Below are 26,640 nucleotides of genomic sequence, written 5' to 3'. Positions count from 1 at the left end.
AATCCGCCTTGACTAATATTTCTTTTTCTAGGATTATTAAGCGCATTATGAAAAAATACGCGATTACGCGCGCATATCTTGAGTCGTTGTCTTTTGCCGACTTGCTTGCTCTTGCCGATACGTACGGCATAGATGTGCCTGATAATTTAAACAGACGATTTCTCATCGGCGAATTGCTCGATGCGGCGGAAGTAGTTTTGGACGATCCGTCCGATATGATTATCGCAGAGGGAGAAGCGGGGGTACCCGCATCGGGCGCATCTCTTCCCGAATCGTATAATATGACACAGATAGGAGCGGTGCTGAGGAGTCCTGCATGGATCTACGTCTACTGGGACATAGGTGAGCCGGATATCCGCAGTTTAAAAAAACACGGTGCGTATACGATCTTTCTCCGCGTTTGCTCGTTTGCGAACCGTACCGATACAAAACCCGACGATGCGTACGATGTGCAGATTGCGCCTGCCGATACGTCGGAATACCTTTTATGTCCTGCGGGCAAAAAAATCATACGCATAGAATTGGCGGCTTCGGTGAAAACGGGAACGATCGTGCTCGCGTCTTCAGGCGTGCTTGAAATCCCGCGCTCTTCGAAACTGCTCGCGCATATTCGTCCGGGCAATGACGCCGGCATAACGCCGATTGCATCGCTTTCCGGTATAAAAGAGCTTTTGCTCGACCATTACATACAGCACCGCGAATCGTTTTTATAAAAGGGTACCAAGATTAAGAAAATTGTCCAAAAATTGAAGTTCTTGGACAGCATTTTCCCAAAAATCGGAGACTGCGATGGCAAGTAAAAAAATCGTTTTGCTAATTTCCAATCCGCAAGCATATATCTATCACGTCGGTGCCGAAGAAAAAAAATTTGCGGCGGAGATGAATCATTTGTACGAATCGATTTCATACATCTATATACCGCTGCTCAATATGTTTGCTTCTCTCGAAAAGGACGGCGTTCCGTTTCGAATCGCGCTGGTGCTTTCGCCGGTGCTGTGTACGCTTTTAAAGGATCCCATCGTGCAGCAGCAGTACATCGCGTGGCTCGACGGAAAGATCGCGTTGGGAAAAAACGAACTCGAACGCTGCACGGGCGATGCGGCGATGTGCGATGTCGTAAAATATCATCTCGAAAAAGCGCAAGAAGATCGCTTTTGTTTTACGGCGGTGTACGGACAGGATTTATTAAAGAAGATTTCCGAATATCAAAAAAAAGGCTATGTCGAACTGCTTGCGACCTGCGGTACGAATATCTTTTTGCCGCATTATGCGGATATGGGCGAAGTGCTCAACGCGCAGATCGAAACGGGTTTATATGCACACCGCTCTTTTTTCGGCGAACGCGCGTCCGGTTTTTGGCTGCCCGAAATGGGCTATATGCCGGGCATTGAGCGCGTGATGCACACCTACGGCGTAGATTACACGGTGCTCGACGCCCGCGCCTTTCTCTTTTCCGACTCTGCCGTAGAGAAAGGTATATTCGCGCCCGTTCGCTGCGGTTCGGACGTCGCTGCGTTTGCGCGTGATAACCGCATCGACGATGAAGTTTTCGGCGAACGGGGATACGCGGCATCTCCCGCATACTGCGACGTCAACCGCGACATCGCGTTTGAATTGCCGCACGAACAGCTTGAGCCGTTTTTTCGGGGAGCCGCATCGCGCTACGCTTCGGGCTATCAGTATTATCGTAAAAGCGGAGCGCGGGGCGGCAGGGCGTCGGTCTACGATCCCGTACGCGCCGCCGAACAGTGCGAAGCCGACGCAGCGTCTTTTTTCGATAAAAAACTAAATGTGCTCGTGCAAGCCGAAAACCTTTTGCCGTCTGTGCCCGTGCTTTCGCATGTGTGTGTATTTTCTTCCGAACAATTTTTGCAGTGGCATGAAGGTATCGCCTGGCTTGAAAACGTATATCGCTATGCGGCGGAAAAGCCCGCTTCGTTTTCTTTTTTTGAAGACATACTTGCTTCCCGAATGCAGCTGCAAAATCTTCAGCCCTACTGCAGCGCCGCGATCGGCGCGGGGTACGGGGAGACGCTCGTCGCGAATAAAAACAATCGGATTTTGCGCCATGCGCGCAAAGCGAGCGAACGTATGATCGATTTGGCCGAACGCTTTCCCGACGATACGGGATTGAAAGCGCGGCTTTTAAATTTGAGCGCGCGCGAATTGATGCTCGCGCAGTCATGCACGTGGGCGAATATGATATGGGACGGAACCTTCCCCGAATATGCCGAAGCGCGCTTTACGGAAAGCATCGCAGCGTTTATAAACGTGTTCGAATCCTTAGGCGCGAATACGGTGAGCACCGAATGGCTTACGTCATACGAAGCGAAGCATCCCATATTCCCGTGGATCAATTACCGGATTTTCAGCAAAAAGCGCTGACACCAAACCGCTTGCCGGCTGGGGCGACGCAACAGTGCCGTATTATGCAAGAAACCGGTGTCCGCAAAACCGGCGACGCGCTTGTCGTATCCTGTGCGTTTCAGTTTCCGATAAATTGCGAATTGCGGATGCGTTCGCGTAACGCGAGCTGCTTTTGCGCGCTTTTGATCCCCTTTTTTGCGGGGCTGAAACTGCGGTCGATCGCGAGCGCTTTGTTCCATACGGCGACGGCTCCGGTAAAATCTCCGTCTGCGAACAGCTTGAGCCCTTTTCCGTACAATCCTTCGACTTCGCTTTGCCGTTTTGCCCTGCCGCCGTCGCCGAGCAGGATTTTTACACCGGCGCTTATGTGATTGACCGGATGAAACGACGTAAAGCGGTCGAACGTATAGTTGACGTTCAATCGTACGCGCTGAAACAGCGTAAAGCCCACTCCGACAGCAACTCCGCCGAATTGCAGGCGCATCCCGTTTTCTCCGCCGTCGAATCTGCAGCCTGCGAGCAGACTGAAAAAATCCGTTGCATCGATTTCGAGGGCGCAGCCTGCCGAAGGCGGCACGTATTCGCCGATATCGGAAAAGTTGAGCGGCTGTTTAAATTCTGCGGCGGCGAGCAGTCGTTTAATCGGGCGGTACGACAGTCCGAAAGAAGTGCTTGTCGGAAGCGGGTCGTCGAATTCGATTTTTTCTCCGAAACCGGTGATCGCAGCTCCCGCGTTCAGTAGATTTACGCCGATACGTAAGTTGGGTTCGCGCGAAGCGAAAAATTTGCCGCAGTTGAAGCGCAGCATGATGCCGGCGTCGGAAGCGAGCGCTAAAGCGGAGCGCGAAAAGCTTGCAGCGCTTATGACGGAACCGGATGCGTCGGGCATGCTGCGCCACGCACCTTTTACGTTTGCGCCGATCGCGATTCCTTTAAAATAATAGCCCGCGCGGATATTGTACGATACATTGAAAAGCGCCGTCGTTTCGGAGTACAGGCTGCGTGCGATCCGTTCTCCCGACATATCGTATTCGTCAAACGGTACGTAAAAAAAGCGAAGCGCTCCGCCGAAGCCGAAATCGCTTTTTCTTCCCGCCGCTGCGAGCGTTTCCATCGCGGTGCCTGCGATCCACGTATTGTGAAATACGCCGATTTCGTTTTGCACGAGCACGGAACTTGCCGCGGGATTTGCGTCGAGGAGCGATACGTCGTCCGAAATGCCCGTGTACGCGCTGCCGAGGGTTTCCGCTCTGCCGCCGGCCGGCACGGCAAGCGAATAAAACGAAATCGCCCGTTCTTTGTATCCCGAAGATGCGGAAAGCGCTTCAATAAACGAACGCGAACCGCTGAAATCGAGCGCGCGTACGGGAAGTGAGGAGAACAACAACAACAACAACGATATGCGAGCGAGCGGTGTCTTCATCATCGACATCCTGTAGTATAACTTTGCAGCTAAACCGTTTTGCAGTTGATGCAGAATCGGTTTTGAAGTGCTTGTTATGTGATTATATATCATCAAGGGATTTTGCCTCATCTTTTTTTCATAAGGTACATTTAACAAAAACATTCGTTATGCCTCTCCGTGTGCATTACAGTCATTGCAGAAGCAATGTTTAAAACTTATATTTTCAAATTCTTTACCACACTTATGGCAATAGTGTTCAGGATATTCTTCATTACTGAAATCTTTCCAAGTTCTATAACACAAATTACATAAAGGTCTTGAAGAATTAAATGCTATTTCCTTTTTACAACGAATACAAAATCCGTTTTCAAGTTTTTCTTCAGTATCTGAAATAAATTTTTCTTTGTCTGTTTCAGATTCAAATTGTAATTTTTCGGAGAATTGTTTTATAGTCTTTGCTTCTTCTAAGATTTCTTCAAAAATATCTTCATTTTCAGATTTGTTAATTTTTATTCCCATTTCACAATTATTTTTTTCTGAGAATTCATACAAATTCATTGAAGTAATGATTGCCGTTTTCTCATTTAAATAACACTTTGCATGGAGATTATCATGACAATATAAATTTATTTTATTTAATTCAATGAATTTCTCTTTTTCCGAATCGTTATTTTCGCGTTTACGATAAATAAAAATTATTTCAATTTTTCTTTCTTGTGCGACTACAAGTCTTTTATAAAATATATTGTCAATTTTTTCATACGGAGTAATAATATAAATATATTCTTTTGCTTTTCTAATTATGTTTTCTATTTCAGAAGCAATTCCTTTTGTTGTTAAAAATTCCATTTTTTATTTTCTCCAAAAGTACCCCGGTACGGGTATTCGTACATCATATTTTCGGCTTTTTCCCTCTATCTTATCAGCAAAATTACCGAAAATATAAAGGGGCCTCAGGGATTACGCATGAAAAATGTATACACAGAAAAGAAGCGTATATACATAAAAAAGGCGGAACGCGAGGCAGCGGCAATGCCGCCGAGCCGCTCTGACCGATGGCAAGCAAAATTTCGTAGAAATTTTGCGCAGTCCGATTCCAATTACGGTCAGCCGCGGCGAACGGCAGGGCTGCTGCCGGGAGTGCAGCCGATTTTTTACGGTACGGTTATTTTTGGGGGAATATAGATTCTCATGCGTAAGACCTGGGGACGTATCGTACGGTAGGTTTTTTTATAAAACCGTGATAAAATATATGAGAGCGAAAGATCACAATCCTTTATGAAAAAAGTATTTTTTATCGCACTATATTGTATTCTCATTGCCGCACCTTTTTTTTCAGTACCGAAAGGCGAAGGTCGTTCTCTTGCGGAAATCGATCGGCTCATTCAAGAGACGGAGTACGATGCGGCGCTTTCGGCTCTGCACGATTTTTTTGAAACCTATCCCGAATGCTTTAACGATGGGCAGCATCGTGCGGATCGAATTTTTAAAACGCTCGATCGATACACGGCGATTTCGTTGCAGCTTATCGATGCGATAGAAACTGAACCGGAAAACGGCCGAAAGATATTGGAAATTATAGCGAAGCTTGAATCGCTGAAAAAAAATCCCACGGAACAACAGCTTGCCTTTATTCACAATGCGCGCACTGCGGCACAGTTTACGATGTACCGCAAACAGCTGCTCGCGATTTTACAGGAAAGTGCGGATGCGGCGCACAGCGGCAACTATAGAGGTGCGATAGATAAAACGCAGAGCGGTTTTTTTATGTATCGCGACGATTTTTTTCGCGATCATACGGATCCGAGCGTGACGATTCCGGTGCGGAGCGCCCTGTCCTACGTTGACGCCAAGATCGCTGCGTATAAAGCGCTCGAAGATGTACTGCAAGATACGGTGCGTTCTTTTACCGATGCACTTCGTTTGAACGACGTTGAAAGCGCGCGCGCGGCGTTTGCCTCCGTACAGTATGCGTTCAATGCATTTGCGGAAGTGCGGAACAGCATCTATCGGCTCGGATATGAGCTGTGGAATATGGGACAGGCGATGCGGGCGGGAACGTCGTCGATGACGGATGCGTCGTTTTTGCCTTTCGTTTCGCGTTGTATACTCGGTGTCAATACGATTGCGGATTCGGGCGTCGCCGGCGTGCTGGATTACGAATGGGACGCGTTGATAAAATACATGGAAGATGAAATCGCGTCGATGATTACGCAGCATGCCGAATCTTTCGTGTATGCGCTGAGTTCCGACAGCTTCGCCGACGGAAACGATTTCCCGTCGCAAAAAGATCTTGACGCGATCCTGTCATTTGCCGAAATCGGAAAATCGGTAGATGCGCTGTATGCGCTGCGCATGGACTCGGATGACACTCCGGGAAAATCGATATTTCCGAATTTTACCGTATCCCTCGACTATGCGGTATCGCTTTCGTCGCGCTTTGCCGCACTGCTCGATGCGGGCGGAGCGATGACGGTTGAACGGGAAAAAGCCCTTGCCCTGCCGGAACCGAGCGATTATGAACGGGTGGCGGAAGGAAACGAGTATGCGGCTTCTCTCCTCGCTGCATCCGACAATATAAAATCGGCACAGTCGAAAATTTCGGAAGGCGCTTTCGAAGTGTCGCCTGAAGCCGTCGCGTATCTCCAAGCGCAGCATACCGAAGATGCCGACGACGAAGTGATCCCGTTTGACAGCCTCGCAGGTGCATATCGAAAATACGTTCGTGATGCGGCGGACTTCGGCCGCAATACGGCTATCGAACTGTGGCAGAAAATCGCTTCGTATTACGCTGCGTGCGGCACATCCTATGTTACGGCACGGGAAAGCGATGCCGCCGCTATCGAAACGCTGGACAGCGGCGAGTTCGATGAAGCGTCGGGGGGGACGTTTCACTACCCGCTGCAAGTAACCGAAGCCGTCCGTACCTTTCAAAAAAAGATTTCCGAAAATAAAGCCGTCCTCGTTTCCGGACGCAAGCTGCTTGCAGACGGGGAAAACGCCGACGCATACGCACTGTCGCTTCAATCGATTTACGCATCGATTACCAAACTCGATTCGCTTGTACCGAATGTCGAGGTTATCGGTGCGGCTGCGCTTGAGCAGGTAAAAGCGGCGCAGCGCGCAAAAAGCGAAGCGGATCTCCGATACGAGCAAGCGCAAAAAGCACTCGCGGCAAACGACTTCGACGAAGCGCGCAGGCGGCTGCAGGAGTCGCGTACGAAATATAACGAATCGCTCTCGTATCAGGAATCCGAAAAACTGCGTACCGAATCCGACGAACGGCTCGCTTTGCTCGGTGAGCGTATTCAAACACGCCAAAACGAAAGCGTCGTTCGCCGCGTACGCGATATAAAGACACGCGTACGAAACGAATACTACAACGGCAATTTTACCGCGGCGGAATCTCTTTTGACGCAGGCAAAGGCACTGTGGGCATCGACGAATATCGGAGAAGACGAAGAAATCGTATCGCTGCTCGCCCTGGTCGGTACGGCGCTTTCGCTTCGTACGGGGCGCGTCCTTTCGCCGTCGGCGCCGCTCTATCCCGAAATGTCGCAGCTTTTGAGCATTGCGCGGCAGTATTTTAAAGAAGGGCAAGATTTATTAAAAAAAGGCGATACCGACGAGGGACGGGCGATTCTCGCCCAAGCGCTCCAAAAAATTCAAGAACTCCAGCTCGTCTATCCGCTTAATCGCGCGGCGAGCCTTTTAGCGCTGCGGATTCGACAAGTGCTCAACCCATCTGGTTTTGCGTCTCTTTTTGCGGAGCGCGTCGAAATGGCAAAGGCGAATTACAAAATCCCGGACAAGCGGCAGTCGGCTTATACCGATTTGCTCGACTTGCATGAAATCGATCCGTCGTATCCGGGTCTCTCCGCTTTGATCTATGAAACGGAAATCGATTTGGGCATACGCCGCCGTCCGCAAGACCGTACTGCGATCGCGCGCGCGGCATCCCTTACGAAACAAGCGCAGAATATCATGGACGGCGCGGGACGCGACGAAGTAAAGCTGCGCTCGGCTCTTTCGCTCGTCGACGAAGCGATTTCTCTTGACTCGAATAACAATACGGCACTCCTCTTAAAAGATCGCATACAGATCGCGATCGGAGGGCAGACGCTCATCGTGTTGTCATCCGAAGACGAAGCGAAGTATCAAAAGGCGGTCGCCGCGCTCCAGGACAATAACCTCGTCACTGCGAATGCGCTCGTTGAAGAGTTGCTGCAAAAATCGTCAAATAAAAACTCTTCGAAGATTATCGATTTGCAAAAGAAGATTCGGGCGCTGCTGTGATGAATCGAAGGATAACGATAGTAAAACGCGCGGCATTGTTTGCGCTCGCGGCCACAGTTTTTTGTACATCACTTTCCCGTCTCTCCGCTCAGACGATGTATTGGGAAGATCCCGTACGCATTACGAAAGGCGATGCGCGCTTTCCCCGTGTTGCGACCGACGGTACGAAGAGCTGTGTGTTTTGGCAGGAAATCGATACGCGCAGCGAAACGATATGGCTTTCGTGCGAGTATACCGATGCGCGCGGCGTGCAGCGGACAAACAGCCGTTTTGCGGGTCCCTTTCCGTATTCCGGCAGGATACCCGATATCTATTCGGTCGCCCTTTCGAAAAAAGGTACGCTCGCCGTCGCCGTCCTTTCCGGTACGAAGTCGCTTTCGATTTTCGTGTCGACCGACGGCGGCGCATATTTTACCGAAGCGAAGATTCCGCGCTATACCGAACCTTTTGTCGCGCCGCAGATCTATGCGACCGAACGCGGTACCTTTATGATGTTTACATCGCTCGGACAAAATGCTTCGTTCGCGATGTATACGGCATCTTCTCCCGACGGTTTTTCATGGTCGGGTTTTTCAGCGTTTACTCCGGCCGGTTCTTTGACGAATCCGTTTATTCCCGTACTTGCTTCGATGCCGAGAGCCGATGTCGTCGTATTTCAAGCGCAGTATATTTCGGGAAATCGCATATCCTATCAGCTTTATGCGACTTTTTCTTCCGATGCGGGCGTGACGTGGTCTGAGCCCTTGCTGCTGACCGATGCCGCTTCTCTCGCTCCCGATGATACGCGCAATTTTTCTTTGTATCACAATCAGCGTCCGTTTTTGTTTACGCAGTCCGGTGTCATCTATATCGCGTGGGAGCGGACATATTACGCTTCCGAGAATTCGAATATTTGGGTCGCACAGTTGACGAAGAACGGCATCACCTCCGGTACGGCAAAGCAAATCAGCGGTGAAGGAAATGCAAATCGCGCCGTACTCTTTTCATTTAATAACGAATTGTCGGCCGTTTGGTTCGATACGAGAAGCGGCGTAGAAACGGTGCGTATGGCGCAGAAAAAAGGCCCGCTGTGGGAAGAAACGGCGATCTCTTCAGGGCGCGTGCCGTCTCTCTTTGCGTTTCCGGTTATCACGCAGCAAAAGTCGAAAGCGGTACGGCTGTCGTTTGTGTGGCAGGAAAATCCCGTAAACGGGGATCCGGGTATCTACCGCCTTGAGTCCGACGTAACGGTTCAAGCTCCCACGCTTAAACCGCTTTCGTTCAAAGAAGGAAAACGGTCTCGCGCGTCCCGCGTTCGTTTCCGCGTCACCCTTCCGTCGGATTCATCCGGCATTGCAGGCTATTCGTGGAGCTGGTCGCAAAACAAATCGGCGGAACCGCCCGAAACGATTATGAATACTCCGGACGAACGGACGGTCGAAACGAATGCATCGTCCGAGGGAGACTGGTATTTTAAAGTTCGGGCGGCGGATTATGCGGGCAACTGGTCGGAGCCGGCCGAAGCGGCGTATTATCTCGATTTGACCGCACCCGCAAAACCCGCGATCGTAGTTCCCGAAACGGATGCATACGGCTTTATCGATTCGAATTCGTTTCGTATACGCTGGCAGCCTGACGCGGCCGACAGCGATGTCGCAGGCTACACGTGGCATCTGCAGTACCTTGCGCCGATCGATAATCGCCTCGTTTCCGCAAAGCACCGTCCGATACGCATGAGCGTCGATGAAGCGAAGCCGATCGTTTCCGCGCTGCTGTCGTCCCACGCAGACGATGCGCTGCATGCGGAAAAACCGCCGAAGCGTATGCTCGGAAAAGAAAAGGGCGTTTCGTATGCAAACCGAAAAAACGGCCTCTATGCGTTTTCCGTTGCGGCGATCGATGAAGTCGGCAATATCGGAGAGGCGGCCGTGTCGCTGTTTTTGCTCAATAAATATGTGCCGTCGACGTATATTACGTCGGTTACCTCATCGTCCGATATGTTCGGCAACATAACGCTCGATATCGTCGGCGGAGGATTTACGTACGACGGCACCGTCGATACGGTCTATATCGACAGGGACGGAAAAGCGCCCTACGATTTAACGCTTCGACGGAGCGACGGACTCTTTCGCGTCGCATCGGATAATCGCATCGTCGATATGCGCGTCGGTACCGCGCTCAACGAAGGCGCATACCGCATCGGTATCGTGCATCCGGAACGCGGGCTTTTTATGAGCGAGCCGCTCTTCCGCGTTGAAGAAAACGGTACCGTCAAAATGGAACGGCGCTACGCATACGATTCGCCGTGGATGCCCATGAGAGCGATGGCGCCGTATCGCATGCAAGTCGGAACGGTTTTGCTTTGGATAGTGCTCGTGCTCGCCGCAGCTGGATTTGTATTCGCGCTTTTCGGATTGACGGAGACGATACGGGACGTCCTCGCCGTCCGTATGGAAATACGAGCGCTCATTGCAGGAGATATTATGCCGCAGGGAAAGAAAAAACGGTTTATGCAGCTGACACAGCGAGGCATGAGCCTCAGGTTCAAATTAATGTTGTTTACGACGCTTCTCGTTATCGTCACCGTCGCACTCGTTGCCGTCCCGTTCGGCGTCAATATGGTACGCACGCAGCAACGTACGCTTGCGCAGGGACTTTCCGAAAGAGTTGATATGCTGCTCGAAAGTTTGACGTCGAGCACGCGCATCTATATGTCGACGCAGAATATCCTCGAAATGAATTATCTGCCCGATCAAATGTCGTCGCTCGAAGAAGCGCAGTACGTGACGATTACCGGCTATCCGTCGAACAATGCGAATACGAGCCTCGCGTATGTGTGGGCTACGAACGACCCCGATGTTTTGCAAAAGATTGCGAATTCGACGCTTGCCTACGGCGCATCGGAAATCATAGATCCCACTGTTCAAGAGATCGCGATGAGATGTGAAAAGCTCAATGAAACTGCTGCAAAAGAGGCGAGCGGCATCGCAGCCGACATAGCGGAACTCAACGCGGAAGGTATTTCTCTTGCACTTCGAACCGATAGGCGTTCCGTAGCCCGCCGCGAAGAGATTGCGCAGATTACGACGCAGCTTTCGACAAAGCTGACCGCTTTGCTGAACGAGCTCGCCGCAAACGGAAGCTCCTCCGTTCCCGCGTATGACGACATGCACTTCGACCGCGTAAATACCGATTACCTTTTTTACCGGCCGGTGCTGTACCGTCACGGTACGTCGCAGGAGTACGTGCGGGGCATTGTCCTCGTTCAAGTGTCTACCAAAAATATCGTTGCTGCGGTTTACAACGCGCAGCGTACTGTGTTTTTGACGGCTCTCCTCATCGGCGCCTTTGCCGTTTTGATCGGCGCCGCCGGTTCGTTTGTTTTAGCGTCGATCATCGTAGCGCCCATTCGGGAACTTGCGCGTCACGTGCAGATTATCGGTGCGACGAGCGACAAGTTGAAGCTTGCAGGACGTGATATAAAAATCAAAAGCCGTGATGAAATCGGTCGGCTCGGTGAAAGCGTCAATGAAATGACTCACGGACTGATTCGTGCGGCAAAAGACGAGCGGCTGCTCATGGACGGCAAAGTTGTGCAGCAAACCTTCCTTCCGCTTGTGACAAACGAAGACGGTGTAAAGGGAACGGTCGCAAAACTCGACGAAGCTAATCTCCAGTGTTTCGGTTATTACGAAGGTGCGACGGGAGTTTCGGGCGATTATTTCGATTATAAAAAACTCGACGACCGCTGGTACGTTTTAATAAAATGCGACGCATCGGGGCACGGTGTACCTGCTGCCCTTCTCATGACGATTGTCGCGACGCTGTTCCGCACGTATTTTGAACACTGGTCGTACGAAGAAAACGGTACGCAGATAGACACGATCGTTTCGCAGATAAACGATTTTATCGAATCGCTCGGCATCAAAGGAAAATTCGCAACGATCATCATCTGTCTCTTCGATACGTACTCGGGCGACGTCTATATGTGCAATGCGGGCGACAACATCGTCCACATGTACGACAATATGGCGCAAAAGGAAACCGAACTGACGTTGTTCGAAACGCCTGCGGCAGGTCCGCTTTCATCCGCTTTCGTCGATTCGAAAGGCGGCTTTAAAGTCGAAAAGACACACTTACAAAAAGGCGACGTGCTCTTTCTCTATACCGACGGCATCGAAGAAGCAACGCGGAAATTCCGCTCACCGTCGTCGTTTGCCGTTATTCAGTGTGCAAAACGCGGCTTGCATCCGGGAGACGTTCACGGCAATCACAAAGTCGGAGAGGATTCCGAGCAGCTCGAAAGCCGCCGCGTCGGCGACATCATTGAGTCGGTATTTGCTCGCCGCGTGTATACGCTCGAAAAATTTCACAATCCGATTCCCGATGAAGAGCTGCTCTTCGATTTTTCAACGTGTAAAGGTACGCTCGAAGAAGCCGTCATCGCGCTTGTGGCAATCGAAAAAGTATTCCGTATGTATAAGTCGCCCGACGTAACGGCAACCGATGTCGTACGCGTCGACAAAAAAATCGACGCATTTCTTGAGAAGCACTTCAATCGATATAATTATTATTGCGGTGTAAAACAGGAAAGTGCGGAAGGCCCGAACTATTTCGAATATATGTATCTCCGTGAAGACGAACAGCTCGACGATTTGACGCTGCTCGCCGTCCGTCGTCCGTAAAATATTCCGCCGGAATATTTTACAAAAACGTTTTGCAAAATCGGCAAATTGTATGTATATTATAGGGGAGATGTACAGGGAGGTTGTATGGCTATCGGTGATAAAATCAAACGGTATTTTGACAAAGGCGTCACAGCGTCTAAAACGGCATTCGACAAAGGCATGGAAGCGTCCAAAACCGCGTTCAACAAAGCAAGCAGCGCCGTTCAGGATTTCAGCGACAAAAGCGTCGTCCGTATAGAAAAACATCAGTTCGAAACGAAAAAAGAAGAGCAGCTGCTTGCGCTCGGAAAAAAAGTTTTCGAAAAATTTGCAGGCGATACGGCATCTGCAGTTCGCGCCGACGATGCGGATATCGCGCCGATCGTTGCGGAAGTAAAACACTGCGACGAAGAGATTGCAAAGCGCGAAGAGGCGCTTGCTCAAAAGCCGAAGCAGGACTGAACGTTTAAAAGCGCCGCTGAAATAGCGCGGCACTTTTGACTTCGAGTTTTCTTTCGAAAACTCGCGGATATACGTGTGCGCTTACGCGCACCAATTCAACAGTCTCCAAAATTGATATTTTGTTCGACTGTTGAATTTTAAGGAACGGATTTTTACCGCACGCCGCCGTTCGAAGCGGGAGCGGCGGAAGGTAAAACAAACGGCGGGCTTTATACATGCCCGCCGTTCGATCATTTAATTATTAATAATTTTTTGTCGGAGGCTGCGTCCGTCCTTGTTTACAGCCGGTATCACGTTTGTTGCAACGCATCCAGCCATGCCAAATAATCTGTTGTGCTTCGCTCTGCCGCCTGCACTGCAGCTTCGCTGTATCCCGCATTGCTGTCTATCGTATGAAAGGCAAACGGCGGACGGTAGTCCGCGTTACAGTATTTTGCCGTGAGTTCGAACGGGCGCAGCACTTCGGCAACGCTGCAGCCGACGGCACCGTCTGTGCGGTAGTCTTCGGCAGGTGCGCCGAGTGAGACGGCAAGCGCGATTTTTCTGCCTGCGAGCGCCTTGCCTTTTGAGCCGTATGCCCAGCCGTGAGTCAGCACTTCGTCGAGCCACTGTTTCAGCAACGGGGGACAATTAAACCAGTACACGGGAAACTGCCACACAAGCGCATCGTGGGCTTCTATCAATTTTTGCTCGGCGATCGCGTCAATCTTGCCCCGGTTATAGACGGTGTAGAGTTCATGAACGGTAAAGCGATCGGCATGTTGTTTGAGCGCGGCTGCCCAGTGTTTATTGACGATAGATTGAGAAAGATTAGGGTGAGCGAGAATGATCAGGGTTTTAGGCATGGAGAACTCCTTAAATGCAGAGAATCGAATCCGATTTGTTCTTTTAGAATTTTTCTTTTGCCGCATATACTGCGGCATTATGACTTATCGTACGTACGTCATCATCCGGCAGATGTGTTTTGCGCCATTGCGTATAATCAAAACTTTCTCGATTTATCAGTGCAACGAAACGCTCCGCATCGACGGCGCCGAGGTTTCCAATGAGAACGTTCATACCTTCCGTCTTGATAACGGTATCGGTTTTTATCTCCGTCATTCGGTGCCTCCTGTTTCTGAAATGAACTGATGCAATTTTTTTTCATGCTCCGATTGTTCGGCGTTTTTCGTCATACGGGTTATATGCGTTTTCATAGTCCTAACATACGGCCATACAAGTTTATGGATGCCGCGTTTGATATCCGCTTGAATTGCCGATTTCGCAATCGCTTCAAGATGAACTTTCAGCGCCGTTTGATCGTCAAAGGGTCTGTTATAACAGCAGTTATCAAGCTAGATTTTCATCGAAATAACTATATCATGCCCGTATTGTAAACGCAAGAAGCGTATATTTATGCGGTTAAAACAAACGGCGGGCTTTATACATGCCCGCCGTTCGATCATTTAATTATTAATAATTTTTTGTCGGCATTTAATTCAGCGCGATGCCGCCGTTTTACCCGCCGTTTTTCCGAATACCATGCAGTCTGCGATCGCATTGCCGCCGAGCCGGTTCGAACCGTGAATACCGCCGGTAACTTCGCCGCAGGCGTATAAGCCGGGAACGGGTTTCCCGTCCGCGCCGAGCACTTCGGCATCCGTGTTGATTTGGATACCGCCCATCGTGTGGTGTACGGTCGGAACTTTTTTGCACGCGTACCACGGACCTGCGTCGAGCGTTTTGTCGTCCGGGCTGTTCGATGTAAATCCGAGTTCGTCTTTTTCGACTTCTTTTGAAACGACGGAGTTGTACTGTGCGACCGACGCTTTCAGGTCGTCGGCGTTCATTTTTGTCTTTTGCGCAAGTTCGTCGAGCGTTGCAGCTTCGATGACTGACCCCTGCGCGACCATGTTTGCGATCGTCGCGCCGTTGTTGTCGACGAAATCGCGTGACGGATAGCGTATGGAATTGACGACGATCCAGTACGTGCTGCCGTCCTGTGCGAAAATCGCTTTGCACAAAGTATCGCGCGCCGCGTTTTCGTTTACGAATCGTTTGCCCGAAGCGTTGACGAAGATGCGGTTTTTGCCGGATGTGCGGATGTTTTCCATGAGACCGGTTCCCGGCGTACCGCAGGGGTGGAGTTGAATATCGGGCATACCGACGACGTTTGCGCCCGCGCTTTCGGCGAGCGTAATGCCGTCGCCCTGTGCGCACAGGAACATATTTGTCGTGCCGATCGAATTGTCAAGCTTTACTTCTTTCCATACGCCCGTGTTCACTTTTTGACGGAGCGCGACGTTTGCACCGAATCCGCCGGTTGCGATGATGACGCCTTTGGAAGCGTTGACCGTGATTTTCCTGCCTTTGTTTTCTCCGACCGCGCCTGAAACTCTGTCGCCTTTTTTAATAAGCGACGTCGCTTTCGTGTCCGTGATGACGGTGATGTTCGGATGTTTTGCCGCGTACGCTTCGAACACTCTGATGTAGCTGTTGCCGGATGGCGTTTTCGGGTAGTGACTGCGCTGACCGAGCGAGCCCGTAGCGGCGCCGATTTTATCTTTAAACTGCACACCGATCGATTCGAGCCATTCGACTGCTGGAAGCGCATTGCTCGTCATATAGCGGACGAGAGAAGGCGTGCCGGTGTTGTGACCGCCGGTCATCGTTGCGTTGTAAAAAGTTTCGACGGAATCGGTGATACCCTGCGGCACTTGGCGCTTGGGATCTACGGCGTTGAGCGCGCCTTCGGAAACGTTCGTGCTTCCGCCGAGCAAACCGATTTTTTCCATGACGATGACTTTCGCGCCGTTCTGCTCTGCGGAGATGGCAGCCGCAAGTCCCGCGCCGCCGCCTCCTATGACGAGTACGTCCGTGTTGTACGTTTCATCTTTAAGCTGTTTCGCTTTTTTCGGCTGTGTCCATTTTTTAATGTCGGCTCCCGACTGCACGAGACAGTCGCGCACCGCAGCGATGAGCGAACGGCTCGAAATGCTTGCACCGGTGACGACGTCGACGGCGAGCGATTGGTTGTCGATAATCCGTGCGGCGACCGTTTCGAGCGCTTTTTTCCCGACGCCGATCGTTTCAAGGTTTTTCGAATAATCGATGTCGGTGATCTTTCCGTTGCTCACCGTGACCGATACGGTCATCGGCGCGTTGTGCCCCGAAATCGTTTTCGAATAGGTTTGTGCCTGCGCTTTTTTCGCAGCGCTTACCGTGCCGGCGAACAGCGCGGCCGCACACAAAAATAATGTGATCTTTTTCATGTAACACTCCTTAGTTACGCTTGATTTTGATTTTTAATAAATTTGAAATTTCAAAATTTATTAAAATTTATAAGAATACGCAGAAAGCGGTGCTGCCGAAAAAGTAACCGGTTTTTAAGACAGCCCTCTTTCCGCGGATTACCCGTTTACTTTGCTAAAATCGATCGTGCGGCGATTCTGCCGAATGTCAGAACGTCTGCCGTCGCGTTACCGCCGAGCCGATTCGAGCCGTGAATGCCGCCGACAACTTCGCCTGCCGCATAGAGACCGTCGATCGGTTTGCCGTTTACATCCATAACTTGTGCATTTGTAGCGATATATAAACCGCCCATCGTGTGATGGATCGACGGAGCGCGCGGGGTCGCATAAAACGGTGCCTTTTCGATTTTATCTGCGAACAGCTTGCGTCCGAATACGGGATCGTTTTTGGCTTCTACCATTTTATTGTATTCGGCCACCGTCGCCTGCAGGCTGCCTGCGGGCATTTTAAGCTGTTCTTCAAGTCCCGCGAGCGTGTCTGCTTTATAGATGCGTCCGAGCGATACGAGCGTTTCGACATTTTCGTTGAATGAATTTTTTTCTTCGACGATCGATGCATCGTTGATATCGTAGCATATAGCATCGGTTTGCTTTTTGATTGCAGCGACAAATGCATCTCGGCGGGCGTCTTCGTTGACAAATCGTTTGCCTTCTTTGTTGACATCGATGACGTTGTCAAGACCGGACATCTTCCGTGCGCGTCCTTGCAGTGTGCCGCTGCCGGGTGTCGCGAGCGGATACGTTTGAACGTAATCCATTCCCGTCGTAGCGGCTCCGATTGCGACCGCCATGATAATTCCGTCACCGGTTGTTCCGGGTTGATTTGTAGAAACCATATCGGGCGTTAAAGACGGATTCGATTTTTGACGCATCTCTTTGTTGTTGCTGTATCCGCCCGTGGCGATGATGATACCTTTTGTTCCTCGGTAATCGTACGTGCTGCCGAACCGGTCGATTGCGCGGACGCCGATCGCTTTTCCGTTTTCGACGATAATCCGTTCGGCACGCATATTCGTAATGATCGGTATGTTGTGTTTTATCGCTTCGTCATACAGCGGGCCGATGAGCCCCGTTCCCGCGGGGGCGTCTACCTGATGCGTCCGCTGCCACAGAGCACCCGCGCCTTGGCTGACTTTGCTGCGGAACGGCGTTCCGAGCCCCTCCATCCAGTGCAAGGTGTCGAACGTATTTTCCGTATAGGTGCGGATCAAATCGACGTGACCGACTTTATCGCCGCCGTTGTATGTTTGCAGCGCGTGCCATTCGGGGCAGTCGAACAGTGTTTGAGAGCCGGATGCGAGGTATGCATTGTATTTCGCTTTGACGTCGTTTATCAATTTTGCGTGCGCGGCGTTTGCCGGTTTTTCTCCGACAGCCTTGACGACGGCTGCTTTGAGCGTATCGGTCATCGGAAGTGCCGCTTGCCTTTGGGGATCCGCCGTATTGAACGCACTCGCACAGCGGACTGTATTTCCGCCGATGACAGGCATCTTTTCGATGACGATGACCTGTGCGCCCGCTTGTGCTGCCGTTACCGCTGCCGCCAGTCCCGCACCTCCTGCGCCGACGATGATGATATCCGCGCTTTCCGTTGTGACGTTGTCGTTTTTCGTCCCTTTCGGGGGTACCGGAGCGTTCAGCGACGCGGTATCTCCGTTTGCTTGTTTTATACATTGATAGACGGCGCTTTTGAAGGCGGCGCTCGTAACGGTTGCACCGGAAACGCTGTCGACGTTGAGCGTTTGGTATTCGACGATATCTTTCGCAATCGTATCGATAGCCGCATCTCCGAGGAATCGCGTTTCCGAATGCTTTGTAACATCTATCGATGCGATTTTATTTTTAGTCAAAACTACCTGTACGTTGATGTAATCGTTGTTGCCGTAGACGGAAGCGGTATAGGTTCCTGCTTTGAATTTCGATTTACCGCATGAAACGAGGCTGAGCAAGAGAACAATCGCAGACAATGCGACCGCCGTTCTTTTCGTTTTTGAAAGATGTTCTTTGTTCATAGCCTACCCCCTTTTAGGGCTGTCCAAAAACTGAAGTTTTTGGACAGCTTCTTTTTACTATACCTGTATGCGGTATAAACAAGGATACTTCCTCTTCTTTATAATCGCATACAATCGGCTCTATCGTTATTTTGCGTCCGCGACGACGGTGTCGCCTGCGAGTTTGCCGAATACGACCGTGTCTACGACGGCGTTGCCGCCGAGACGGTTTGCGCCGTGGATGTCGCCGGTAACTTCGCCGGCCGCGTACAAACCGGGAATCGCTTTGCCGTTCGTGTCGAGCACGCGCGCATCGGTGTCGATGGCGACGCCGCCCATCGTGTGGTGGATGCACGCTTTACGGGGTGTTGCGATCCACGGGCCGTGCTCAAGTTTTACCGAATAGAGCGTCCGTCCGAACTCGTCGTGTCCGGAAGCGACGCTCTCGTTGAACGCATCGACGGTCGCTTTGAGAACTGCGGCATTCATGCCGAGCTTCGCAGCCATCGCGTCGAGCGTATCGGCCTTATACATAAAGCCGTTTTTTTCGCAGTAGTCGAACGTAAAGCCGTCGGCACTTCGCCACGACGGATCGTTGATGTCTTTGTATTTGTCGCCGTCTGCACATTCGAGAACGTAGTAAAACTGTTCCGGCTGATTGAAAACGGCGAGACAGATGTTGTCGCGGCGGCCGCCTTCGTTCGTAAAGCGTTTACCTTCTTTGTTTACGAAGATGATCTGATCGGTACCGTTTGCCGCACGCAGCGTGTATTTCGATATCTGACCGTCCTGCAAATTGCCGAGGTACAAAAGCTGAATTTGTTCCATGTCGGCAAGAGCGGCACCCGCGGCGGTCGCCATGGTTATGCCGTCGCCCTGTGAAGCGGAAAAGCGGTTCGTCGTTCCGACTTTGCTCAAATCGCTCCATTTGCCTGACGTGTTGTACTTCTGTACCATTTTGCTGTTTGCGCCGAAACCGCCGGTCGAAAGGATAACGCCGTCTTTTGCGGAAATCGTAAATTTATTTCCGTATCTGTCCGCACAGACGACGCCGGTAACTCTGCCGTTTTCTTTGACGAGAGATTTCGCCGTCGTTTCGACCATGAGGGAAACGTTGTCCATCTTTTCGATATTGTCGATGTAGGTCGAAAGAAAGCCCGTGCCGAGTTTCATAACGCTCGTATGCGTGCGCTGCCATAGAGAACCCGCGCCCTGTGCAATCTTATCGGAAAAACGCATGCCGAGTCCTTCGATCCACTTTAATCCGCTGTATGCGTTGTATGCCAGCGTTTTGACGAGGTCGAGGTTTGCGGCTTTATCTCCTCCGTTCCACGTTTGCAGCGCGTACCATTCTTTCGAGTCGAAGAGATCCGTGCGTCCGCTTGCTTTGTATGCGTCCCACTGTGCGCGCACCGCCGCTTGAAGAGCCGCGTGTTCGTCGCTTGCAGGATTTTCCGCGAGAGCGTTTTCGATAGTCGGTTTTACCGAATCCGACATTTTAACTTTTTTTTGCAGCGCTTCATCGGCGGCGTTGTAGATGGCTCCGCACACGAGCGTGTCGCCTCCGACTTCGCCGGTCTTTTCGACGATGATGACCGATTTGCCTTTTTGTCCGGCTGCGATTGCGGCTGCAAGACCTGCGCCCCCGCCGCCGACAACGACGACATCGGCGCTCGCATTCGACGGAGCTTTAGCGGGTTTTTGCTTTTTGCTCCAGTCGGCAAGATTGCCGCCCGCCTGCTGTAAGCACTTGGTTACCGCGGCCGTAATCGCACGGGAAGTAATCGTAGCGCCGGTTACGACATCGACGTTAATGCTTTGATCTTCGACGATCCGCTGAGGAATGACATCCACCGGCGAAAGTCCGCCGGCCGTTACAACCTTACCGTTGATGTCTTTTAAGCGCGTACCGATTCCGGGCGTTTCCGCTTCTTTCGTCACTTCGACTTGCGTGATCTTTTTGCCCTTGATCGTAACGCTTACTTCGACGTCGCCGTTCATGCCGCCGACTGCAGCCGTGTAGGTTCCGTTTTTAAGGGATTTTCCGCCGGCACCGAACAGGAATGTAGTTGCAAAAAGCGCATACGCCGCCGTTTGCAAAAGCCGAATCTTTTTCATATATCCTCCATCAAATGATATAAAATGATTTTCATACAACGAAGCTATGCGATAAATTTTCCATTATTTTTTCCATAATGTTATGGTACTTTATGAAAAGCGGGTATCACAATCGAATATAACAAAATATTTAAAACTATTCAATGTAAAATACCGTTTTGTAACGATGCGGCGTGTAACCTTTTTTGCGCGATCGCTGTTTGAAAGGTGAATGCAAGAGCAAACGTAATCTGATTTGCTTTCTCCTCTCCTTTCTGGAGTCCTGCCGTCGGCAGGGCTCCTTTTTTTATTTTGTTTCGTGTATACTGACGGTATGCATCGTATTTTATTTATCTGTCACGGAAACATCTGCCGCTCTCCGATGGCGGAATTCGTCATGAAAGATTTGGTACGGAAGGCGGGACGGGAACGCGATTTCGTTATCGAATCGGCGGCGACGAGCAGCGAAGAAATCGGAAACGATATTCACCGCGGCACGAGAAAAAAGCTCGACGATATGGGAGTGGCGCACGAAGCGCGCTCTGCGCGGAGGATCGTACGAAGCGATTACGACGCATACGATTTTTTGATCGGCATGGACGACGAAAACCTGTACTATATGCGGAAAACATTCGGCGAAGACCGCGAGCATAAAATGAGCAAACTGCTCGAGTGGTGCGGCGTGCATCGCGACGTTGCAGACCCGTGGTATACGGGAAACTTCGATGCGACGTGGGACGACGTGCTTGCAGGCTGCCGCGCGATTTCGGCAAAGCTTTCGTAAACGTTCCGTTGTTCCGCGCGGCCGCCGCGCATACATACATCGAGCAATGCGCGTAATTGCGTGAGCGTTATTATTCTGCTATAATCGATTCGTTATGGAAAACGAAGTACGTGTTCGCTACGCTCCCTCTCCGACGGGGATGCAGCATATCGGCGGTGTGCGCACCGCGCTGTTCAATTATCTTTTTGCGCGTTCGCAGGGCGGCAAATTTGTTTTGCGCCTCGAAGATACCGACCGTACGCGCTACGACGAAAAATTTGTTAAGAATTTGTACGATACGATGGCATGGCTCGGCATCGACTGGGACGAGGGCGGCGATAAAGGCGGCCCTTACGGCCCTTATGTGCAGAGCGAACGTTTCGATCTCTATAAAAAATATGCGGAAGAACTCGTCGCAAAGGGCGAAGCCTATTACTGTTTTTGCGACGAAGAGCGCCTCGCGCGCATCCGAAAAATCCAAACGGAAAACAAAATGGCGCCGGGTTACGACCGCCATTGCCGTATGCTGACCTCTGAAGAAGTGCGGGAAAATATAGCGGCGGGAAAACCGCACGTCATCCGCCTCAAAGTGCCGCTCGAAGGCGAAACGGAATTTCACGATTATCTGCTCGGAAAGATCACGTGGAAAAACGAAGATATCAGCCCGGATCCCGTTTTGCTCAAAAGCGACGGTTTTCCGACCTACCACTTGGCGAATATAGTCGACGATCACTTTATGCATATTTCGCACGTAATGCGCGCGCAGGAGTGGATACCGTCGACGCCGCTGCACGTACAAATGTACCGCGCTTTCGGCTGGAAGCATCCCGAATTCTGTCACTTGCCCATGGTCAACGGTAAAGACGGTCAAAAGCTTTCGAAGCGGCACGGCGCGACGAGTGTCGATGAATTCCGCGCGCGCGGTTATCTTCCCGAAGCGATTATCAATTACGTTGCGATGCTCGGCTGTTCGTACGAAGACGGCAGGGATATGTATTCGCTCGACGAGCTGTGCCGCTTATTTAAAATCGAGCATTTAAATAAATCGCCTGCGGTATTCGATTATAAAAAACTCGAATGGTATAACGGACAGTATATCCGCATACTTTCGGACGAAGCGCTTTACCGCATGACGCTGCCGTTTATCACGGGAACGGGCGATGCCGCTCTTCCGATCCATTCCGACGGTGAATTGCCGCCTCCGCGTGTGGGGCCGGAATATTCGGGTATCGCGCTCGGAAACGACGGCGAACCGGTTTGCGTTGACGCTTCCATGCAGATGACAAGCGCCGACGTAAAAGCCGCCCTTATGCGCCTCATGCCGCTTATTAAAGAGCGGCTCCACTATTTGACCGACGCCGCGGAGATGGTGCGCTTTTTGTTTACCGAACCGGCCGTGCCCCCCGTCGAAGAGATCGTTCCGAAAAAACTCGACGCGGCGAAAACGAAAGAGATACTCCTTCGCGCAAAAAATTTCGTCGATGCGGCTTTCGGTATGAGCCATGAAGAAGCGGAAAATCTTGCGAGGACGGAAGCGGAAGCGCTCGGCGTAAAACTCGGAGATTTTATGATGCCCGTACGCATGGCGGTAACCGGCAGCAGAATAAGTCCTCCGCTTATCGGCTCGATTCTCATACTCGGAAAAGAGCGGTGTCTTTCGCGGATCGAAAAGACGCTGGAGAAGTTTTAAGGGGGGGGGTAATATGCCTCAAATACAGGGATTTCGAATCCGAAACTACAAAGCTCTGAAAGATATTACACTCGGAAAGTTATGGAATAATCGTAATAGACCTTTGACACCTCTTACCGTCGTTATCGGAAAGAACGGAAGCGGTAAGAGCAGTATTTTTGAAGCGTTCGGTTTTATCGCCGACTGTTTAAAGACGGGCGTGGAAGATGCGTGCGATGTGCGCGGCGGCTTTGAAAAGATTTTTTCGAAAGGTCAAAACATAGATGAACCTATGGTATTCGAATTGTATTATCGGGAGAGTGCGGAAGAAAGCCCTATTACGTATGAATTTTCGATAAAATTGGATAAGAATCGGAGACCTTTTATCTATACCGAACGGTTGCGACAGCGGCGAAGAGGAGAGGGACACGGCCGACCGTTTTCATTTTTGATTTTAAATGACGGAACGGGTATTGCATGGAAAGGAAAAACATTGGGAAAACGGATTGAGGAAGATGAGCATACGGTATTTGATGTAAATCCGCTTATTTCAAAAATCGAATCGGGTGATCAAACGGAAGAAACAAATGAGACGGAAGTGGTACGTCTTAACGATAACCGGCATTTGGCAATTACGACATTGGGAGCATTAAAGCAACATCCCCGTATTACCGCCTTTCGTAAATTTATCGAAGGTTGGTATGTCAGTTACTTTTCTCCGGATTCGGCTCGTGCATTGCCGCTTGCGGGCGTACAAAAGCATCTCGATGTGCACGGCGATAACGTTGCGAATGTCGTACAGTTTATGCAGCGGGAACATCCGAAACGATTCAAAGGGATTTTGGAACGCATTGCCAAGAAAATACCGGGGCTTGAAAAAATAGATACCGAAATTTCTTCCGACGGACGTTTGCTTTTGAAATTTTACGGGCAGGGATTTAAAGCGCCGTTTTACGCGCAGCAAATGTCCGACGGAACGCTTAAAATGTTTACGTATATGCTGCTCATGGATGATCCCGAACCTCATTCCTTTATCTGTATAGAAGAACCTGAAAACGGTTTATATCATAGATTATTGGAAATCCTCGCAGCTGAGTTTCGTGAACATGCAGCCGAAAAAAAAAGCGGCTCCCAATTATTTATTACAACCCATCAGCCGTATTTTGTCAACGCTCTTGAACCGGACGAAGTTTGGATCCTTGAAAAGCAAGCCGACGGTTTTTCTGCAATTCATCGTGCAAGCGATGATACATTGGTAAAAGATATGGTTGCTGAAGGTATTCCGTTGGGAAGTCTGTGGTATAGCGAATATTTGGATAAGGATTAACCGCCGTGCATTATGAAATATTGGTGGAAGATATGTCCGGTAAAGCGATGCTCGATAATTTGCTGCCGAAAATTATTATACATACAAAAAATACTTTTCGTGTTCACGCGTACAAAGGACTTGGTATAATCCCTAAAAATCTGAAAACCGCGCACGGCGTATCGAATAGGATTTTATTGGAACAGCTTCCGCGATTATTGCGGGGATACGGTAATGTGCATAAAGTCGACAAAGAACAAATTCTTATCGTCGTATGCGATTTGGATGACCGTAATGAAAAAGAATTTTTATCCGAACTGAAATCTTTGTCGGATAATTGTCCGGTAAAGCCCAAAGCGGAATTCTGTCTTGCCATAGAAGAAGGGGAAGCGTGGCTGCTTGGCGATATAGCTGCGATTAAAAAAGCGTATCCGAAGGCGCTCGACAATGTGTTACTCCGCTATAAAAACGACAGCATTTGCGGGACGTGGGAACTGCTTGCGGATGCCCTCTGTAAGGGCGGACATTTAAAATTGAAAAAGGACGGTTTTCAAGCGATCGGTACGCAGAAATCAAAGTGGGCTTCGACGATAGCGCCCTATATGGACGTCTGCAACAATAAATCGCCGAGTTTTAATAATTTTAAACGTACCGTAGAAAAATATAACGATGCTCGATGAGCCCCCGCTCACGCTCCTCGTATACAGCCGCTTCGTCGTTCGTGCCGCCGTAATGGGTGTTTACCCTTCGCATGCAAATCGAAGCGCGTTGTAGGCTCCGTCATATACGCCTGCTTTTGCGTTTTGCCGTATGTGTTTGATGTACATTTCGAGCAGATCGTCCGTTTCTATGAGCGTCGCGAGCGTGCGGTGCAAGTCGGATGTGTTTTCCGTTTCGATCGTGCCGTCGCCCATTTCGCTGCCGCGGATTGCACCCCACGCTTCGTGTTTTCCGACGCGCTGGATAAACAATTTCGGTATCGGGTAAAACGACAGTTCGCTCGGCTTTGTGATCATGATATCGCTTGCGTGCATCAGCAAATTCGTTAAGTAGACGGCCGCGTAGAATTCGTCGTGTAAAAATACGTGAACGCCGCGCACGTCGTCCGTTTCGGCTTCTTTGACGAATCGCTTTGTCGCGTTCCAATCGGTGTGCATCGTATATGAAACGCCGCTCTTATCGAGATTCGCTTTGAGTTCTTTCCATCGTCCGGCGTGATCTCCCATATTTACGAAAAACGCGGCATTGCCGCTTTCGATAAATGTTTTGCACGTTTCGATGATATCCGCAAAACGCTGCGCTTGCGCTCCGGCTCCTCCCATCGTGAGCAAAAAGCGGCGGGGCTTTCCTTCTTTCATGCGTTCTATCCGCCGTTTGCAGTCTCCTTCGATTGCCGATACGATTTCGTAATCGACGTAGTGACCGGTTTCGAGCAGCGTGTCCGGTTCGAGACAGCGCGTGATTTTGCACTTGCCGTCCATCGAAAGGAGCGTACGGTAACCCATGTATGCCGACGGCGACTGCACGGTGTGACGGCTTCCTTCGACGAGCCAAAATCCCATCGGGTAATTGTCGGGGATGATGCTGACGACGTTTTTGACGCCGCCCATGATCGCCGCGTGTCCGACCCACGGGTGCATCGAAAGGAGCGGCACGTCTTCGGGAATCAATTCCAAAATCGGTTCGAAAAGCTGCGAGAGGATGCGTTCGTTCACCGACGCCGAAAGCGGTCTGCTCCCGACGGACGTCGCTTTTTCCCAAACGTGTTTGTTGAACCATTTCCAGCGCTGCGAAACGCGCGAAAGCACGTCGTACCAATACTGCAAAAAGCGTATCGATTTTTGCGCCGTGCTTCCGTCGAACGCCGTCAAATCCAAAAGATAGGGCGTATAGCCGAAGTGCTTCGCCGCAGACGCCATTGCGATTGCAATGCGCCAGTGTCCGAATCCCATGCGGATCGTACCGATGATGATCGCGTGTTTCGATTGTATATCGCGCACTTTTCCTTTCGTTTTGTTTTTGTCGACGATCGTGAGCATACCGAAATCGTTGTACGCTTCCCCTGCGGCGACGGCTCCCGGTTCGACGGGCGTATCGTCCCGCGAAAAAAGAAAACGACACATACGGTATTTGAAAAAAGCAAAGCGCACTTCGGACGGCGCGATCGGATTGCCGAACGCCTGAGTGTAAGAGCCGTGCGGGTTCATAGTGCTATTGTAATGCAAGGGACGACGCGGAGCAAGGCGCGGTTCGGCTGTCGATTGCGGTGAGCGGGATTTACAGCTTTTCGACTTCCTCTTTTGTGAGGCCGGTCATCCGCCGTATAAAATCGATAGAACAGCTTTCTC

17 protein-coding genes are annotated in these 26,640 nt (G+C 50.6%); 9 read left to right on the top strand and 8 right to left on the bottom strand.

The window, feature by feature from the left end; genetic code table 11:
• Window positions 1-47: 47 nt before the first annotated feature.
• Window positions 48-713, top strand: a complete 666-nt coding sequence (locus HMPREF0860_RS10270; protein WP_021330676.1) for a DUF4912 domain-containing protein — start codon at window positions 48-50, stop codon at window positions 711-713.
• 76 nt (window positions 714-789) lie between these two features.
• Window positions 790-2,385, top strand: coding sequence for a 1,4-alpha-glucan branching protein domain-containing protein (locus HMPREF0860_RS10265; RefSeq protein ID WP_021330721.1), 1,596 nt, complete (start codon window positions 790-792; stop codon window positions 2,383-2,385).
• 100 nt (window positions 2,386-2,485) lie between these two features.
• Here the strand turns inward: HMPREF0860_RS10265 and HMPREF0860_RS10260 are convergent, their stop codons facing one another.
• On the bottom strand, window positions 2,486-3,793 hold the full coding sequence (locus HMPREF0860_RS10260) for a UPF0164 family protein (RefSeq protein ID WP_162147013.1): 1,308 nt from the start codon (window positions 3,791-3,793) through the stop codon (window positions 2,486-2,488).
• A 144-nt stretch (window positions 3,794-3,937) separates the two neighbouring features.
• Window positions 3,938-4,621 (bottom strand): phospholipase D-like domain-containing protein, encoded by a 684-nt coding sequence (locus HMPREF0860_RS13400; protein WP_021330729.1) that lies wholly within the window; start codon window positions 4,619-4,621, stop codon window positions 3,938-3,940.
• Window positions 4,622-5,050: 429 nt separating this feature from the next.
• Between HMPREF0860_RS13400 and HMPREF0860_RS13395 the strand changes: the two genes are divergently transcribed.
• From HMPREF0860_RS13395 to HMPREF0860_RS10235, 3 genes are all read left to right on the top strand, one after another.
• A complete protein-coding gene (locus HMPREF0860_RS13395; protein WP_021330834.1) occupies window positions 5,051-8,068 on the top strand; it encodes a coiled-coil domain-containing protein in 3,018 nt (1,005 codons plus the stop codon).
• Complete coding sequence (locus tag HMPREF0860_RS10240) at window positions 8,068-12,732, top strand: SpoIIE family protein phosphatase (protein ID WP_021330731.1); 4,665 nt, start codon at window positions 8,068-8,070, stop codon at window positions 12,730-12,732. Before HMPREF0860_RS13395 ends, HMPREF0860_RS10240 begins: the two co-directional genes overlap by 1 nt.
• A gap of 87 nt (window positions 12,733-12,819) precedes the next feature.
• Entirely contained in the window at window positions 12,820-13,176 is a 357-nt protein-coding gene (locus HMPREF0860_RS10235; RefSeq protein ID WP_021330680.1) for a hypothetical protein, read from the top strand.
• A 290-nt stretch (window positions 13,177-13,466) separates the two neighbouring features.
• Here HMPREF0860_RS10235 and HMPREF0860_RS10225 read toward each other — a convergent pair whose 3' ends face one another.
• From HMPREF0860_RS10225 to HMPREF0860_RS10205, 5 genes are all read right to left on the bottom strand, one after another.
• Window positions 13,467-14,021, bottom strand: a complete 555-nt coding sequence (locus HMPREF0860_RS10225) for an NAD(P)H-dependent oxidoreductase (protein WP_021330808.1) — start codon at window positions 14,019-14,021, stop codon at window positions 13,467-13,469.
• A 43-nt stretch (window positions 14,022-14,064) separates the two neighbouring features.
• Window positions 14,065-14,277, bottom strand: coding sequence for a hypothetical protein (locus tag HMPREF0860_RS10220; RefSeq protein WP_021330690.1), 213 nt, complete (start codon window positions 14,275-14,277; stop codon window positions 14,065-14,067).
• Window positions 14,278-14,654: 377 nt separating this feature from the next.
• Window positions 14,655-16,427 (bottom strand): flavocytochrome c, encoded by a 1,773-nt coding sequence (locus HMPREF0860_RS10215; RefSeq protein WP_021330771.1) that lies wholly within the window; start codon window positions 16,425-16,427, stop codon window positions 14,655-14,657.
• 146 nt (window positions 16,428-16,573) lie between these two features.
• Window positions 16,574-18,478 carry a flavocytochrome c gene (locus HMPREF0860_RS10210; RefSeq protein ID WP_021330704.1) on the bottom strand — a complete coding sequence of 635 codons (1,905 nt, stop codon included), beginning with the start codon at window positions 18,476-18,478 and terminating at the stop codon, window positions 16,574-16,576.
• A gap of 126 nt (window positions 18,479-18,604) precedes the next feature.
• A complete protein-coding gene (locus HMPREF0860_RS10205) occupies window positions 18,605-20,575 on the bottom strand; it encodes an FAD-dependent oxidoreductase (protein ID WP_021330630.1) in 1,971 nt (656 codons plus the stop codon).
• Between the two features lie 313 nt (window positions 20,576-20,888).
• Here HMPREF0860_RS10205 and HMPREF0860_RS10200 point away from each other — a divergent pair, with 313 nt between their 5' ends.
• The 4 genes from HMPREF0860_RS10200 to HMPREF0860_RS10185 all read left to right on the top strand — a co-directional run bounded on the left by HMPREF0860_RS10200 (window position 20,889) and on the right by HMPREF0860_RS10185 (window position 24,972).
• Complete coding sequence (locus tag HMPREF0860_RS10200; protein ID WP_038081318.1) at window positions 20,889-21,338, top strand: low molecular weight protein-tyrosine-phosphatase; 450 nt, start codon at window positions 20,889-20,891, stop codon at window positions 21,336-21,338.
• A 94-nt stretch (window positions 21,339-21,432) separates the two neighbouring features.
• Window positions 21,433-23,007, top strand: coding sequence for a glutamate--tRNA ligase (gltX, locus tag HMPREF0860_RS10195; RefSeq protein ID WP_021330752.1), 1,575 nt, complete (start codon window positions 21,433-21,435; stop codon window positions 23,005-23,007).
• A 13-nt stretch (window positions 23,008-23,020) separates the two neighbouring features.
• Window positions 23,021-24,313: an AAA family ATPase gene (locus tag HMPREF0860_RS10190; protein WP_021330664.1), complete on the top strand. Its 1,293-nt coding sequence runs from the start codon at window positions 23,021-23,023 to the stop codon at window positions 24,311-24,313.
• 32 nt (window positions 24,314-24,345) lie between these two features.
• The gene (locus tag HMPREF0860_RS10185; protein ID WP_051169972.1) at window positions 24,346-24,972 is read left to right on the top strand and encodes a hypothetical protein; all 627 of its coding nucleotides are present in this window, start codon (window positions 24,346-24,348) and stop codon (window positions 24,970-24,972) included.
• A gap of 60 nt (window positions 24,973-25,032) precedes the next feature.
• Here HMPREF0860_RS10185 and HMPREF0860_RS10180 read toward each other — a convergent pair whose 3' ends face one another.
• A complete protein-coding gene (locus HMPREF0860_RS10180) occupies window positions 25,033-26,499 on the bottom strand; it encodes a DUF6938 domain-containing protein (RefSeq protein WP_021330641.1) in 1,467 nt (488 codons plus the stop codon).
• Window positions 26,500-26,640 lie beyond the last annotated feature (141 nt).

Origin of the sequence: Treponema socranskii subsp. socranskii VPI DR56BR1116 = ATCC 35536, assembly GCF_000468115.1 — a bacterium.
Classification (GTDB): domain Bacteria; phylum Spirochaetota; class Spirochaetia; order Treponematales; family Treponemataceae; genus Treponema_D; species Treponema_D socranskii.
This window is presented reverse-complemented; position numbering and strand designations above follow the sequence as displayed.

Bases quoted from the DNA above. Each gene is read 5' to 3' on its own strand.
- HMPREF0860_RS10270 (WP_021330676.1), top strand. From the start codon at position 48: ATGAAAAAATACGCGATTACGCGCGCATATCTTGAGTCGTTGTCTTTT.
- HMPREF0860_RS10265 (WP_021330721.1), top strand. From the start codon at position 790: ATGGCAAGTAAAAAAATCGTTTTGCTAATTTCCAATCCGCAAGCATAT.
- HMPREF0860_RS10260 (WP_162147013.1), bottom strand. From the start codon at position 3,793: ATGATGAAGACACCGCTCGCTCGCATATCGTTGTTGTTGTTGTTGTTC.
- HMPREF0860_RS13400 (WP_021330729.1), bottom strand. From the start codon at position 4,621: ATGGAATTTTTAACAACAAAAGGAATTGCTTCTGAAATAGAAAACATA.
- HMPREF0860_RS13395 (WP_021330834.1), top strand. From the start codon at position 5,051: ATGAAAAAAGTATTTTTTATCGCACTATATTGTATTCTCATTGCCGCA.
- HMPREF0860_RS10240 (WP_021330731.1), top strand. From the start codon at position 8,068: ATGAATCGAAGGATAACGATAGTAAAACGCGCGGCATTGTTTGCGCTC.
- HMPREF0860_RS10235 (WP_021330680.1), top strand. From the start codon at position 12,820: ATGGCTATCGGTGATAAAATCAAACGGTATTTTGACAAAGGCGTCACA.
- HMPREF0860_RS10225 (WP_021330808.1), bottom strand. From the start codon at position 14,021: ATGCCTAAAACCCTGATCATTCTCGCTCACCCTAATCTTTCTCAATCT.
- HMPREF0860_RS10220 (WP_021330690.1), bottom strand. From the start codon at position 14,277: ATGACGGAGATAAAAACCGATACCGTTATCAAGACGGAAGGTATGAAC.
- HMPREF0860_RS10215 (WP_021330771.1), bottom strand. From the start codon at position 16,427: ATGAAAAAGATCACATTATTTTTGTGTGCGGCCGCGCTGTTCGCCGGC.
- HMPREF0860_RS10210 (WP_021330704.1), bottom strand. From the start codon at position 18,478: ATGAACAAAGAACATCTTTCAAAAACGAAAAGAACGGCGGTCGCATTG.
- HMPREF0860_RS10205 (WP_021330630.1), bottom strand. From the start codon at position 20,575: ATGAAAAAGATTCGGCTTTTGCAAACGGCGGCGTATGCGCTTTTTGCA.
- HMPREF0860_RS10200 (WP_038081318.1), top strand. From the start codon at position 20,889: ATGCATCGTATTTTATTTATCTGTCACGGAAACATCTGCCGCTCTCCG.
- gltX (WP_021330752.1), top strand. From the start codon at position 21,433: ATGGAAAACGAAGTACGTGTTCGCTACGCTCCCTCTCCGACGGGGATG.
- HMPREF0860_RS10190 (WP_021330664.1), top strand. From the start codon at position 23,021: ATGCCTCAAATACAGGGATTTCGAATCCGAAACTACAAAGCTCTGAAA.
- HMPREF0860_RS10185 (WP_051169972.1), top strand. From the start codon at position 24,346: ATGTCCGGTAAAGCGATGCTCGATAATTTGCTGCCGAAAATTATTATA.
- HMPREF0860_RS10180 (WP_021330641.1), bottom strand. From the start codon at position 26,499: ATGAACCCGCACGGCTCTTACACTCAGGCGTTCGGCAATCCGATCGCG.